This is a genomic window from Celerinatantimonas marina (assembly GCF_046054165.1).
Taxonomy (GTDB): Bacteria; Pseudomonadota; Gammaproteobacteria; order Enterobacterales; family Celerinatantimonadaceae; genus Celerinatantimonas.
Genome location: NZ_JBFNXK010000014.1, coordinates 84915 through 98041, shown reverse-complemented (window position 1 = coordinate 98041; position 13127 = coordinate 84915). Strand labels below are relative to the sequence as shown.

The 13127-nt window shown below is 46.9% G+C and carries 13 protein-coding genes; all 13 read right to left on the bottom strand.

The features are described from left to right. Positions 1-4: 4 nt before the first annotated feature. The 13 genes from ABUE20_RS14890 to fliJ all read right to left on the bottom strand — a co-directional run bounded on the left by ABUE20_RS14890 (position 5) and on the right by fliJ (position 13117). A complete protein-coding gene (locus ABUE20_RS14890; protein WP_408620739.1) occupies positions 5-880 on the bottom strand; it encodes a MinD/ParA family ATP-binding protein in 876 nt (291 codons plus the stop codon). Between the two features lie 8 nt (positions 881-888). Continuing rightward, positions 889-2298 carry a flagellar biosynthesis GTPase FlhF gene (flhF, locus tag ABUE20_RS14885; protein ID WP_408620738.1) on the bottom strand — a complete coding sequence of 470 codons (1410 nt, stop codon included), beginning with the start codon at positions 2296-2298 and terminating at the stop codon, positions 889-891. An 18-nt stretch (positions 2299-2316) separates the two neighbouring features. Then, positions 2317-4428: a flagellar biosynthesis protein FlhA gene (gene flhA, locus ABUE20_RS14880; RefSeq protein ID WP_408620737.1), complete on the bottom strand. Its 2112-nt coding sequence runs from the start codon at positions 4426-4428 to the stop codon at positions 2317-2319. A 164-nt stretch (positions 4429-4592) separates the two neighbouring features. Beyond that, positions 4593-5720 carry a flagellar biosynthesis protein FlhB gene (gene flhB, locus ABUE20_RS14875; protein WP_408620736.1) on the bottom strand — a complete coding sequence of 376 codons (1128 nt, stop codon included), beginning with the start codon at positions 5718-5720 and terminating at the stop codon, positions 4593-4595. Positions 5721-5731: 11 nt separating this feature from the next. After that, positions 5732-6511 (bottom strand): flagellar biosynthetic protein FliR, encoded by a 780-nt coding sequence (gene fliR, locus ABUE20_RS14870; RefSeq protein ID WP_408620735.1) that lies wholly within the window; start codon positions 6509-6511, stop codon positions 5732-5734. Then, on the bottom strand, positions 6511-6780 hold the full coding sequence (gene fliQ, locus ABUE20_RS14865; protein ID WP_408620734.1) for a flagellar biosynthesis protein FliQ: 270 nt from the start codon (positions 6778-6780) through the stop codon (positions 6511-6513). Before fliQ ends, fliR begins: the two co-directional genes overlap by 1 nt. Positions 6781-6795: 15 nt before the next feature. Beyond that, a complete protein-coding gene (gene fliP / locus ABUE20_RS14860) occupies positions 6796-7542 on the bottom strand; it encodes a flagellar type III secretion system pore protein FliP (RefSeq protein WP_408620733.1) in 747 nt (248 codons plus the stop codon). Continuing rightward, positions 7526-7942, bottom strand: coding sequence for a flagellar biosynthetic protein FliO (gene fliO, locus ABUE20_RS14855; protein WP_408620732.1), 417 nt, complete (start codon positions 7940-7942; stop codon positions 7526-7528). The genes fliP and fliO overlap by 17 nt, the downstream gene beginning before the upstream one ends. Next, positions 7939-8274 carry a flagellar motor switch protein FliN gene (gene fliN, locus ABUE20_RS14850; protein WP_408620756.1) on the bottom strand — a complete coding sequence of 112 codons (336 nt, stop codon included), beginning with the start codon at positions 8272-8274 and terminating at the stop codon, positions 7939-7941. The genes fliO and fliN overlap by 4 nt, the downstream gene beginning before the upstream one ends. A 79-nt stretch (positions 8275-8353) precedes the next feature. Next, positions 8354-9391 carry a flagellar motor switch protein FliM gene (fliM, locus tag ABUE20_RS14845; RefSeq protein WP_408620731.1) on the bottom strand — a complete coding sequence of 346 codons (1038 nt, stop codon included), beginning with the start codon at positions 9389-9391 and terminating at the stop codon, positions 8354-8356. Between the two features lie 13 nt (positions 9392-9404). Further along, complete coding sequence (gene fliL, locus ABUE20_RS14840) at positions 9405-9920, bottom strand: flagellar basal body-associated protein FliL (protein ID WP_408620730.1); 516 nt, start codon at positions 9918-9920, stop codon at positions 9405-9407. A 75-nt stretch (positions 9921-9995) separates the two neighbouring features. Next, positions 9996-12452 (bottom strand): flagellar hook-length control protein FliK, encoded by a 2457-nt coding sequence (locus ABUE20_RS14835; protein ID WP_408620729.1) that lies wholly within the window; start codon positions 12450-12452, stop codon positions 9996-9998. 215 nt (positions 12453-12667) lie between these two features. Continuing rightward, entirely contained in the window at positions 12668-13117 is a 450-nt protein-coding gene (fliJ, locus tag ABUE20_RS14830) for a flagellar export protein FliJ (protein WP_408620728.1), read from the bottom strand. Between the last annotated feature and the right edge of the window lie 10 nt (positions 13118-13127).

Genomic DNA, 13127 nt, shown 5'->3' with positions numbered 1-13127 from the left:
CTCTCTAACTACTACTTCCAGCTTTAAGCAAGTTTTCAATGAAGAACTCTAAATGTCCTCCAGCTTGCTCGGGAACAGGCCAAGCCGCAGCTCGTGTTGCCAACGAACGAAACGCCAATGATGCGGGCGACTTCGGAAAACCATCGACGATCACTTTCTGCTTACGGACCGACTGCCTGACATTGTTGTCATAAGGAATGCAGGCAACAAGTTCTAATGTTGCATCTAAAAATCGATCCGTTACTCGTGTAAGTTTAGTAAAAAGTTCCTGTCCTTCGCGTAAACTACGTACCATATTGGCAACTATTTTAAATTTATAGCACCCATGCTCTTTTGACAGGATTTTTATCAGAGCATACGCATCGGTTATGGATGTGGGTTCATCGCAAACCACCACCACAATATCCTGTGCCGCTCTGGAAAAACTCAGGACCATGTCAGAAATCCCAGCAGCCGTATCCACCAATAATACATCAATAGGTGTTTTTAACTCACTGAAAGCGCGGATCAACCCGGCATGTTCAGCTACGGATAACTCAACCATCGACTGAGTCCCCGATGTAGCTGGCGCAATTAAAATACCATGCGGTCCCTCAACCAGAATTTCTTCCAGCGAACATTCTCCGGATAAAACATGAGACAAGTTTTTGGTCACTCGCAAACCAAGCATGACATCCACATTCGCAAGCCCTAAGTCGGCATCAAGAACCATCACTCGTTTACCCTGAGCGGCCATCGCAACTGCCATATTCAAAGTAATATTGGTCTTCCCGACACCACCCTTACCTCCGGTTACCGAAATCACTTTCACTTTATGGTTTTTTTGCATCATTCTTAAGCCACTTGCTTGATTAAAATCGTTTAATCGTTGGTTATACATGAACAGACCTACAGCCCCTGAGCGTTACTTTCCCAATAATATGAATTGGTTTCCGATACATCCATTTGCAATGCCTGAGACACCAAATCATATGGATTCGCCACATCAATATCTTCAGGAACACGTTGGCCATTTGTAATATAACTAATCGGTAGTGCATGAGTGAGCGTAACATTGAGTGCCTCTCCCAAACACAAGCTCTCATCTAATTTCGTCAAAATTATTCCGGATAAAGGAATACGGTTGAACTGCTGTACCGTTTCCTCAATCACTCGACTCTGAGAATTGGCCGACATCACCAGATAGCTACGAATATTGACTCGACTATTTTTGACCAGCGCATCCAGCTGTTCATTTAAACGTAAATCACGTTGACTCATGCCTGCGGTATCAATTAAAACCAGCCGCTTTTCTCGGAACTGATAGAGCAAATCCGACAATTCCTTTTCATCATTGGCGACGCGAACCGGACATCCCATGATTTTACCATAGGTTGACAACTGCTCATGCGCTCCGATCCGGTAAGTATCCGTGGTGATCATGGCCACTTGTTCAGCCCCATAGCGCTTTGCAAAGCGAGCGGCTAATTTGGCAATGGTCGTAGTTTTACCAACCCCAGTCGGGCCGAGCAACGCAACCGCGCCCCCTTCTCTTAAGACATCATCATTGCCGGTTTCAAGCTGAGCAGCCAACATCTCTTGAACTTGCTGCCATGCCTGCGAGGGCGAACTATCTTCAGGGATCAGACTGGCCAATTGATCGGCCAGCGCATCTCCAAATCCAAGCTTCTGCAACTCTTTAATCATCAATGCCCGGACGGGTTCCTGTCGTTCAACTTCCTGCCACATCAACCCTGAGACTTGATGCTCCAACAATTTTCGCATAGCGGCCATCTCGGCGCGTAGCGATTCAATCGCCGGATCCTGATCACCACTTGGAGCAGCTGAACGACGTGCGGCCATGGCCGGTTTCCGTGGGGCCGGACGGTTGGTCTTCCACTGATGTTGCTGAGCCAGCGTTTTGGGAGCCTCTGCAGCCGCCGCACGCCGAGGTGCTTTGGCAACCGGTTCGGACTCACTTTCTTGTAGATGCCGCTGTTGCTGACGCCGTAGGAAATCGGTCAGGTTATCTTTTAAGCTGGCCTGTTCGTCAAAGTTTCGTAATACGTCATTTTTTTGGGGTGCGACATATCGTTCCGGTGCTGGTTTTTTACTCGGCATAGACGAAATGTTGACACTATCTTCAGCCAGTTCTCGCGTTGGAACGTCATCTGAGGAGCCATAATCGACTGCGGCAACGATCTCAATGCCCCCGGTTACCTTCTTATTGGACATGATCACCGCATCACTCCCTAATGTCTCTTTTACATCATTGAGTGCACTACGCATGTCTTTGGCAAAAAAACGTTTAATTTTCACTGGCTACTGTCTCCCGACCTATTGCCCTACAGAGCTGACAATACGGATTTGTTTCTCTTCGGGAACCTCTTGATAAGAAAGGACCCGAAGTCCGGGAATCGCGTTTTTCACAAATCGTGACAAACTAGAACGCAGAATTCCTGATGTCAGCAAGATTGCAGGCTGGCCTACTAATTCTTGATTCTGAGCGGCTTCAGAGAGTGAGCTTTGCAGTTTTTCTGCAAGCCCTGGTTCAATACCGGCACCCTCGTTCCCCGCTGCCTGCATAGACTGATGCAATATCTGTTCCAATTCAGGAGAGAGTGTAATTACCGGAAGTTCAGTATCCGCTCCTATGAGCTCTTGTACAATCATACGTTTTAGTGAAATTCGACATGCTGCCGTTAATACATCTGGATCCTGACTTTTCGAACCATATTCAACCAAGGTCTGAACAATAGAACGAATATCCCGAACCGGAACGCCTTCCTGCAATAAATTTTGCAAAACTTTCACTACAATCGACAGTCCCATTGTATCCGGGATTAACCCTTCCACCAGTTTCGGATAAGTTTTAGCCAGCATATCCAGCAAGTTCTGAACTTCTTCATGGCCCAGTAACTGAGCGGCATGGTTCATCAACAGCTGACTTAGATGTGTTGCCACCACCGTTGCAGAATCGACAACGGTATAACCGAGGGTTTGAGCATGTTCGCGCAGATCACTGCCAATCCATTTAGCATCTAAACCAAAAGCCGGATCATGCGTCGGTGTCCCTTCAATATCCCCAAAAACCTGTCCCGGGTTAATCGCCATTTCCCGATCATGGAACACATCTGATTCGCCAAAAGTAATCCCCATTAAAGAAATTCGATATTGATTAGGTCCCAAGTCCAAATTATCTCGAATATGAACCGCCGGGATCAAAAAGCCCAATTCCTGAGACAGTTTTTTCCGAACCCCTTTAATTCGAGCCAACAATTCGCCGCCCTGACTTTTATCCACCAACGGGATCAATCGATAACCGACTTCCAAACCAATCACATCCACAGGCTGAACATCATCCCATCCCAGCTCCTTAGGTTCAGCCGAAGGCATATTCTCGGCATTATGTGACAATTTGGCTGCATCATCCGCTTGTTTACGATTCACGCGATGACGCCAAAAGGCTCCCCCTCCACACAATAAGGCGAAGGTTAAAAACGCCATATGGGGCATACCGGGAACAATCCCCATGATCATCAAAATGGCCGCAGCAATCGCCAACACCCGAGGGTTTTGTAATAATTGGGCCTGAACCGCTTCGCCCATATCCTGCTCAGTATTCTGCCGAGTCACGATAATGGCGGCGGCAATAGACAACAACAATGAAGGCACCTGAGCGACTAGACCATCCCCTATCGTCAGTAAGGTGTACACCTGTGCGGCTTCACCAAACGACAACTGATGCTGTACGACCCCGATAATAAATCCCCCTAAAATATTGATCATCAAAATCAATATCCCGGCGATCGCATCCCCTTTCACAAATTTACTCGCACCATCCATGGAGCCATAAAAATCGGCTTCGGATGTCACGTCTAATCGACGGGCCTTCGCTTGCTCCTGATTAATCAACCCGGCATTTAAATCCGCATCGATCGCCATCTGCTTACCGGGCATTGCATCCAAGGTAAAGCGAGCACTCACTTCGGAAATACGTCCAGCCCCTTTGGTAACGACCACAAAATTGATAATGATCAGGATAAGGAATACGACCAGACCGACGGCATAACTGCCACCGATCACCACGGAGCCAAACGCTTCAATCACATGTCCGGCCGCCCCAGCCCCATTGTGACCATGTAGCAATACCACTCGCGTTGACGCAACGTTCAGGGCCAAACGCAGTAATGTCGCCACTAACAACACCGTAGGAAAAGAGGCAAAATCCAAAGGGCGCTTGGTATAAACAGCCACCAGTAACACCACCATCGATAAGGCAATGTTGAAAGAAAACAACATATCCAACAAGAAAGGGGGTAATGGCAAAACCACCATGGCCAAAGCAAACAAAACTAAAAGTGGTGTCCCAATGCCTTTGACATTGCGATAATTGATGTTTTTTAAATTCTGCGGACGGAAATGTTGTAACGAGTTAAGTAAATCCATAAAGCGACGATTTTCCGACGTAATCCTAACGAATGAGGATACTCTGGCAAAAGTCGTGCCGTTTTAAATTAAACTATTAAAGTTCAGGTATACAATGGCTCGTTATCTGAGTCGTCACTCTCATTAAAGACGAATAGCACCATGAAGCAGATTGATCACATCCACTAATACTGAAGCTCTTCCGGAATAGGTAAATCAGCCCGGGGCTGTTTAGGTCTGGATGTTCTGCCCTTACGATATTGTTCCAACTGGAAGACATAAGCTAAGATCTGAGCCACCGCTACATACAAACCATCTGGGATCTGCTGACCAATTTTCGTCGTATGATACAGTGAGCGGGTCACGGCAGGTGACTCCAGCACAGGGACCTCGTAATGCTTCGCAATTTCTCGGATCTTGAAGGCCACTTCATCCGCCCCTTTGGCTAACACAATTGGAGCACCGCTACCTTCAGCATCATACTTCAGTGCAACGGAGTAGTGAGTCGGGTTGGTAATCACCACATCCGCTTTCGGAACATCGGCCATCATCCGGCGATTGGTCATTTCTATCTGTAAGCGGCGGATCCGCCCTTTAATTTCCGGGTTCCCTTCGGTATTTTTATGTTCGTCTTTAATTTCCTGGCGTGTCATTCGCAACTGTTTTAAATGATTCCAACGCTGAAACGGAACATCGATCCCGGCGATCAACAATAAACTTATCACCATCAATAAAAACAGCCACTGCAATAAAGAAAGTGCGTTGGCAATCGCTCCCGGCAAAGTTTGCATGCTTAACGCCAGCATAGATGGAAACTTCCATTTAAACAGCCACCAAACCACCAAACCAATGACGGCCACTTTCGCAATACTTTTCGCAAGTTCAACCAGTGCCTGCACGCCAAACATACGCTTGAATCCAGAAAGTGGAGACATACGACTCCATTTCGGCTGTGCAGCCTGCCAACTAAACGCCATTCCACCTAGCAACGTGTTTCCAGCAAATGCAGCCAACAGAATAATCAGCAATATCCAACCCATCGGTTTGATCAACAGCAACAACATTCCACCAATGCTATGGAGCATTAAATACGGATCAAACACCTCGGCTCGTTCCAGAGAGAATGCACTTTTCATCACATTGGCAATCGCAATCGCCAACTGTTGCCCCATAATCATCAACGCAATCGCTGAGCCAATCAAAACCAAGGCCGTTCCCAATTCTTTGGAACGAGCAATCTGCCCTTTTTCCCGAGCATCACTTAATCGTTTGGCGGTGGGTTCCTCGGTGCGTTCCTGGTCGTTATCAGCCATTTGCCATTACCTTAACAATCGATGTTTAATACCGTACACGCCAATGATCGTGCAGACCACCATTGATGCTCAAAGTGTGCCAAAAAATTACCAATCGTTAGCCATAAGATAAACAGCCCAAATAGCATACTGACCGCGAAACCGATGGAAAAAATATTCAATTGCGGCGCCGCCCGCGTCATCACCCCAAAAGCGATATTGATCATTAACATCGCCACAATGGCGGCAATCGTCATTGCTAAAGCCGCATAAAAAAGTTGTGAGTACCAAGCGGCAATTTGTTGGAAGTGAATGCCGGACAGCCCAAATTCCCCAATCGGCAATGTTTTAAAACTCATCACGATCAACCGGATCAATTGCAGATGACCATCCAGACCTAGAAAAATCAAAGTAGCCAGCAACATGTAAAATTGCCCGACCACCGGACTATTTTGACCATTGGTCGGATCAACCATTGAGGCAAAACCTAAACTGGTTTGCATTGCAATCACTTGACCGGCTAACACAAAGGTCTGCATCACCATCTGCGTAATAAAACCAATCGCAAAACCAATCAGAAGCTGTTGGATCACAACCAGAAAAGAGCGCACAGAAAACAGTTCAATCCCATGCACTGCCGGCAAACTGGGCACCACGGCAAATGTGACGGTAATGGACAGAAGTAACCGAACCCGAGCCGGAACCGCTCGACCGCCAAATGGAACCATCACCATCAATAGGCCACCGATACGCATCAGGGCCCACATGTACAGGCTCAGCCAATTCAGAACGATATCGGCAGGGTAATTCATCAACCCACAACCTGTGGGATCATATTCACCATATTAATAAACAGATCCATCAACACGCGAGTAAACCAGTGTCCAAAAATCATCAGCACCAGCAATGTCACAATGAGTCGCGGTAAGAAGCTGAGGGTTTGTTCGTTAATCGAGGTGGCGGCCTGGAAGACCGAGACAATTAATCCGACAATCAGGCTAGGAACAATGGCTGCAGAAACCAGAATAACAACCTGACTCAAGGCATGGCGAAATACGTCGACAAAAACTTCGGGTTGCATCCTGATCTCCTCTCCCTATAAGCCAAAGCTTTTGGCTAACGTTCCCATGACCAAACTCCAACCATCCACCAGTACAAACAACATGAGTTTGAACGGAAGTGACACAATCATTGGCGACAACATCATCATCCCCATTGCCATTAAGATCGAGGCAACCACCAAATCAATCACCAAAAATGGAATAAACAACATGAAGCCGATTTGGAAAGCCGTCTTCAGTTCAGAGGTAATAAACGCCGGGATCAACACCTGCATTGGAACCGACTTTGGATCGGGAACTTTAACATTGGCAATTTCGACAAACGTCTGCAAATCCGTCAATCGGGTCTGTCCCAGCATAAAGGTTCGCATCGGTTTTTCCGCTTCATGAAATGCCTGAATCGAAGTCATCTGATCGTTGAGATACGGCTGCAAAGCCTTATCATTGATCTGATTGAGAACTGGAGACATGATAAAAAAGCTTAAAAACAGTGCGATTCCGACAATCACTTGATTCGATGGGGTCTGTTGTAATCCCAACGCCTGCCGCAAAATAGCCAACACCACGACAATTCGAGTAAATGAAGTCATCATGATCACGATGGCTGGCAAAAAGGTCAAAGCCGTCATCATGGCCAGAATTTGCAGGGTTACTGAGTATTCCTGACTGCCATCTGGATTTGTGGTAACCGTTAACGCGGGTAAAAAACTATCCTTAGCACTGGCAGGGATCGCTATCACCACTAAAATCAGCAACCACCACCATTTACGATTTACGACCATATCCCTTTAATACCCGATTCAGTTGCTGAGCAAATCCCATAGAGTGTCCGACTGTCGTCGACGAAAGAGGCTCATCCAACTTGTCTAATAATTCAATCCGCTGATTGGTCACTCCCAGTAAATATTGCTGTTCTCCAACCTGCACCACCAATATTCGCTCTCGGGTTCCCAATGTTAAATTCGCGACGACTTTTAACTGTTGCCCTTGACCATAGGCATTAAACCGTGTCTTTTTAGCGAGCCAGGCACACACTCCAATGGCCACCAAAACCAAAACCATCGAAAGCCCCCACGAAAGCCAATCGGCCGTTCCCATCGGGGTTCCATTAGCATTCAGAGACTCCTGAGCCCATCCCAGGGTTGGGATCAATGCAAACAGGGCAATCAATATTCGGATCATTTCAGTTTTTTAATTCGTTCAGTCTGGCTGATGACATCCGTCAAACGGATCCCAAATTTATCGTTCACCACCACAACCTCACCATGTGCGACCAACGTTCCGTTCACCATGACATCCAAAGGTTCGCCAGCTACCCGATCCAACTCCACTACCGAGCCCTGGTTCAATTGCAACAAATTACGAATACTGATATTGCTACGCCCAACTTCCATCGAAATCGTGACCGGAATGTCTAAAATGGCGTCCAGCTTATGCTGTTCGTCTTCACTGAGGCTGGCAGCAGGACTGGTCTGTTCACCAAAATCCTCCAACTCAACTTTTTCAGCCCCCATTGATTCGGCCATAGCGGCTGCCCACTCATCTGCCATATCATTTTGATCTTGTGGTTCGTCACTCATCATTTAGACCTGTTTAATAATCCATCTCTTCATCTGTACGGCGACGACTACGAGCCACCACCATCTCAATATCACTTTTAACTGATTCCGGGCGTTTTAATTTTTCAGAAATACGCAAAGCTAAATTTTCACCCTTACGACCTACTTTCGCTCTAAAGCTCGGCAGCTCTTCAATCGAGACCAATGCATTTCCCGGCATATCAACCGGGATCACATCGCCAGGCTGCATGTTCAGCAAAGCTCGAAGCGAAATATCAACCTGCAATAACCGTGCGGATATCTCCACCGGGACATCCATAATTTCTTCACGCAGCGCGCTACTCCAACGCTGATCTGTATCTTCTTTATCACTCTGAACGCCGGCATCCAGTAATTCCCGAATCGGCTCAACCATAGAATATGGCATGGCAATATGAAAATCGCCACCACCGCCATCTAGTTCAATATGAAATGAACTGACCACAATCACTTCGGTTGGACTCACAATATTGGCCATCGCCGGGTTCACTTCCGAATCCAGATATTCAAAGTCGACATCCATGACCGGAGCCCACGCTTCTCGATAATCTTCGAAAACCAACTTCAGTAACATTTGAATAATACGACGTTCAGTCGGCGTAAATTCCCGGCCTTCAATTTTGGCATGGTAGCGTCCGTCGCCCCCGAAAAAGTTTTCAACCAGAATAAACACCAAACGGGCTTCCATCGTAATCAGCGCCGTTCCTTTTAATGGACGGAAACGCACCATATTCAAACTGGTCGGAACAAACAGGGTGTGAACATATTCACCAAACTTAAGCATCTGGACGCCGTTAATCGAAACTTCGGCCGTTCTTCGCATCATATTGAATAGGCTAATCCGCATATGTCGGGCAAACCGCTCATTCACCAATTCAAGCGTTGGCATCCGACCACGGACAATACGATCCTGTGACGAAAAGTCGAACTCAACTACATCGCCATCGGCAACCGTTTGCGTGTCATCTTCTTCAATATCATCAACGCCATGAAGCAGCGCGTCGATCTCATCTTGGCTAAGTAAATCGCTCACAATGTCTCTTTGTCTATTGCATTACAAATCCAGTGAATAAAACCCGTTCTATCACTGACTTACCTGTCAAATCTTTCAATGCTTTACGCGAATCGGACAACGCCTGATCCCGGATCTGATCTTTTCCCTGTGGAGTCGACAGCTGATCAACCGTAGCGGCACTAAAGGTCCGAAGTAAAGTTCCCTCAATTAACGGGATATTTTTCTTGGCTAAATCTTCATTCTCATTGCCACGAACCAGCAATTGAACTTTGATCTGTACCAACCGGTCACGCTGCCCTCCTGTGACATTAAACACAAAAGGTCTTGGCATTCCAACATAGAGTGCGGGCTCTTTGATCGGGGCCTTTTCAGTAGTTGTGGTCTGCGCAGCCTTTTCAGCCTGAGCTTCATCGCCACCACTAAATAAAAAGAAATAAGCAGCGCCACCGCCCCCCAACAAAATCACAACAGCCAATATAATGATAATCAGTAACTTTTTCTTACCGCCACCGGATTCTTCAACTTTAAGCTCTGCATCATCAGCCATTGTATTACCTCAAAAATTTACTTTTTCATCTGGCCGCAATTATGGCACATTTCTGACAATTTCGGGTAACCCCCATCATGCATAATAATCAATTCCATCATCAACTGCGGCACGGCGATATAACATCGACGGATGAAGCTCCTCGGCTTCAAGTTCCCCCGCATTCGCCATGCCTCCCATAAATGGACTTCCTGGCTGGTGTTGTGAAGACTGATTAAACGCATGCCCCGGAGTATTAGACTGGCCGCCTTGTTGATGGCTAATCTGACTCTGCCCTAGTTGGATCCCTTGCTGGGCTAACATATCACGTAATTTAGGTAATGTTTGCTCCAACATATCGCGCGCCTGAGGATTATGAACATGAATCTGTACCTGAGCCTGATCATGCTGCAAATTCAAGCGGATCTGCATCATTCCCAAATGGGCCGGATCCAATCGGATATCCGCAGATTGAATTTTATTTGAAACCAGATAATTCACTTTTTCATTCAGTTCCTGAGACAGATTCGGATTCTGCATCGACATCTGATTAAATGGCTGGTCACTTCGGGATGCAGCGGCTGTATTAGCTGCCATTCCCTGATTCTGAGCCAATTGTTGACCAAATGATGGATTGTGACTCCCACTTCCTAAATGAGCCTGATCGGTTGGAGAAATCGCTGCCGATGCGCTTGCCACTGAGGCGGCAATCGCTCGTTGATGCGAGATATCACTGGCCCCTTTATGTTCGGAAAGCATAGCCTGACCAGCCAAGGCCGATGCGGCGTGAGTCGCCACATTCGGGCTCAATTTATCAAATTGTTCCGCCTGTGTAGCCCCCGTTTGCGCCGAAGCCTGTTGGAGTTGATCAGCGGAAAACTGTAGCGGCATATCTTTTGACAATTGTCCGCCATTCAGCTGTTGAGTCACGGCCTGCGCCAGCTGATGCTGAACTGGATGATTCTCCAAATGTTCAACCGATGTTTTAGCTATTGTCCCCCCTGCGGCTCCGGCAGCCGTATCGGCAAGGAAACTAGAAACCGTTGATGATCCCGGAGCCGACGGGAGTGGTTTTGATTCCCCGGAAGAAGCTAGCCTCGCCAGTTCACTTAATTTAGGATCGGCTGATTTGATCGGCTGAGTCGAATCGACTTTTTCATCGCGGCCTTGCTCTTTCTTAAGCAGTGCTGCAATCGCTTTAAGTTCTTTTTGCAACGATGGATCAGAATCTGCGGCTTGTTCAATATTCTCTGTAGAAATAACCTGCCCAGCCATACGCGGTGTCGCTGATTGTTCTGTATTCACAAGTTGCCGGGCAGCAGAGGCCGATAGCAACTCTTGATCGTCTGAGTCCGATACACTTTGCCCATCTGTTTGAACATCTTTCTGAGGCATTTGAGATTGAAGTAATTGTGCCGCTTGCAAAGCAATTTGGAGATCACCCTCCGAATGTTCGGCTTGTTTAGGATCAGATGATTCATGCATCGTTTTCCCAGCCACTTTATCGGATGACAGAGACTTATCATCCGAAGACTGGGTTTTGCCAGCCAGCACCCGTTGTTGCAGTTGTTCCGCTAATTCTGAATTAGATAACTCAGCTGCAGATGAAGCGGTCTCCGAGCTCGCTGCATCTTGCTGACCACCGGCCGCAATGGCCTGCATATCTGCCCCTAGTTTGGCCTTGATTGAATCCGCATTGATCTCTGCCTCAGTCGCTGTATTAGTTTGCAGATGCTCCGAATCCGCGTCCCCTTTACCATTGCCCGATAAAGTTTGAACCTCACTGAGTAACAGGGTTTCATTTGAAAGGCCTTGAGGATCAGAAGATTTTTTCGCATTTTCTACAGCCGAGTTAAGCTTGCTTTGCGTCTGGGTCCCGATCCGTTCACTCTGACTGGCTTCATCCGTTGCAGAAACTTCATCTTCAGTTTCAACATCTTCAACATCGGCTTCATGTACCGACACATCAGCCTGCTGGGCCTGTTGCAACCGAGCCAATAATTGCTGAGAAGAAGTTGTGATATTCTGATCATTTTGAACACTTTTTACTGATTTGGAATCACTTTGTTCCTGTGCGGATTGATGGGCATCCTCGTGGACCTGAAGTTTAGGATCCGCTGAATGTGCTTTATCAGAAACGCTCGCTTTTGCCGGGGTCGTTTTTTGACTTTGATGAGGTATCTCTGTTTTTTTAGACGCATTCTGAGCAACCGCTTTATCGTCATCAACATCACTCTGCTTAGATGGCGACTGAACAGAGTCCGAGTGTGATTTCTGAACTGTTTTTTTATCATCAACTTGAGGTGATGAAGATGGACTTTTATCACGCAAGCGATCATGGTGAGCTTGAACCGATGTTACTGAATTTGCCCGATGAGACACTCGTGCTGGCAGTGATTTGCCGCCTGAGATCCGCCCGTCACGATGATGTGCCTGCTGAGCCTGGCCCAAAGCCTGATTAAATGATTCAAGACCAACCGACTTCACAGAACCTATGCCAGTGCCTGTGTTACTGGGGCCTTGATTAGGTTGAACAGCATTCACCGTTGCCATAATCTTACTTCCTTGCTCACAAATAAGAATTCACAGAACCGATGTGCATCACATCAGCTCACAGTCAACAAGCAATAATTAAGCCAGATAAATAAAGTTTAAATAGCTCTCGTTCAATCAAAGCGCAGAAATTTACCAATAGCTCAGAACATACAGCACAAATATGACTGTACACTTCCCTATTAATTTGCATAAAACGTAGACAAAAGACCGGATCAAACAGACTGCTGTTGACGGCGATAAAAGCTCATCATTGCGAACTCATCACTCATTTTTTGCTCAGCCCGCTGTGCTTTTTTCTGAAGTTGCTGATTCTGGCGCTCAATTAATTGCTCAATGGCCTTGCGCCGATTCTGAATGGCTTGCCATTGTTGCCGCTTGTGGGCCACATTAGCTTGCAATTGCTGAACGCTTTTCTGCTGCTCAGACTCGGCTTTTTCAATGGTCTGAATAAATGCCTGATACTGATGGAATCCTGATGCGGTTACCCCCGAAGCCCCACGGGCCAGCGATTGTTCCATATAACTACGCCGATAATCTTCTAATTGCCGCAGCTGTTGCTGGAACAACAATAATTGATGTCGGGCCTGCGTCAGTTCAACCGTCGCGCGCTGTTCCTGAGTTTGAAGCTGTTCTAATAAAATAGTTAATGCCTGCTGTGCCATTTAACGGCTC

What these genes read in the sequence shown, in the direction of transcription:
- ABUE20_RS14835 (WP_408620729.1), bottom strand. Translation starts at nt 12,452, where the DNA reads ATGGCAACGGTGAATGCTGTTCAACCTAATCAAGGCCCCAGTAACACA.
- fliO (WP_408620732.1), bottom strand. Translation starts at nt 7,942, where the DNA reads ATGATCCGAATATTGATTGCCCTGTTTGCATTGATCCCAACCCTGGGA.
- fliR (WP_408620735.1), bottom strand. Translation starts at nt 6,511, where the DNA reads ATGAATTACCCTGCCGATATCGTTCTGAATTGGCTGAGCCTGTACATG.
- fliQ (WP_408620734.1), bottom strand. Translation starts at nt 6,780, where the DNA reads ATGCAACCCGAAGTTTTTGTCGACGTATTTCGCCATGCCTTGAGTCAG.
- fliP (WP_408620733.1), bottom strand. Translation starts at nt 7,542, where the DNA reads ATGGTCGTAAATCGTAAATGGTGGTGGTTGCTGATTTTAGTGGTGATA.
- ABUE20_RS14890 (WP_408620739.1), bottom strand. Translation starts at nt 880, where the DNA reads ATGTATAACCAACGATTAAACGATTTTAATCAAGCAAGTGGCTTAAGA.
- fliJ (WP_408620728.1), bottom strand. Translation starts at nt 13,117, where the DNA reads ATGGCACAGCAGGCATTAACTATTTTATTAGAACAGCTTCAAACTCAG.
- flhB (WP_408620736.1), bottom strand. Translation starts at nt 5,720, where the DNA reads ATGGCTGATAACGACCAGGAACGCACCGAGGAACCCACCGCCAAACGA.
- fliN (WP_408620756.1), bottom strand. Translation starts at nt 8,274, where the DNA reads ATGGGGGCTGAAAAAGTTGAGTTGGAGGATTTTGGTGAACAGACCAGT.
- flhA (WP_408620737.1), bottom strand. Translation starts at nt 4,428, where the DNA reads ATGGATTTACTTAACTCGTTACAACATTTCCGTCCGCAGAATTTAAAA.
- fliL (WP_408620730.1), bottom strand. Translation starts at nt 9,920, where the DNA reads ATGGCTGATGATGCAGAGCTTAAAGTTGAAGAATCCGGTGGCGGTAAG.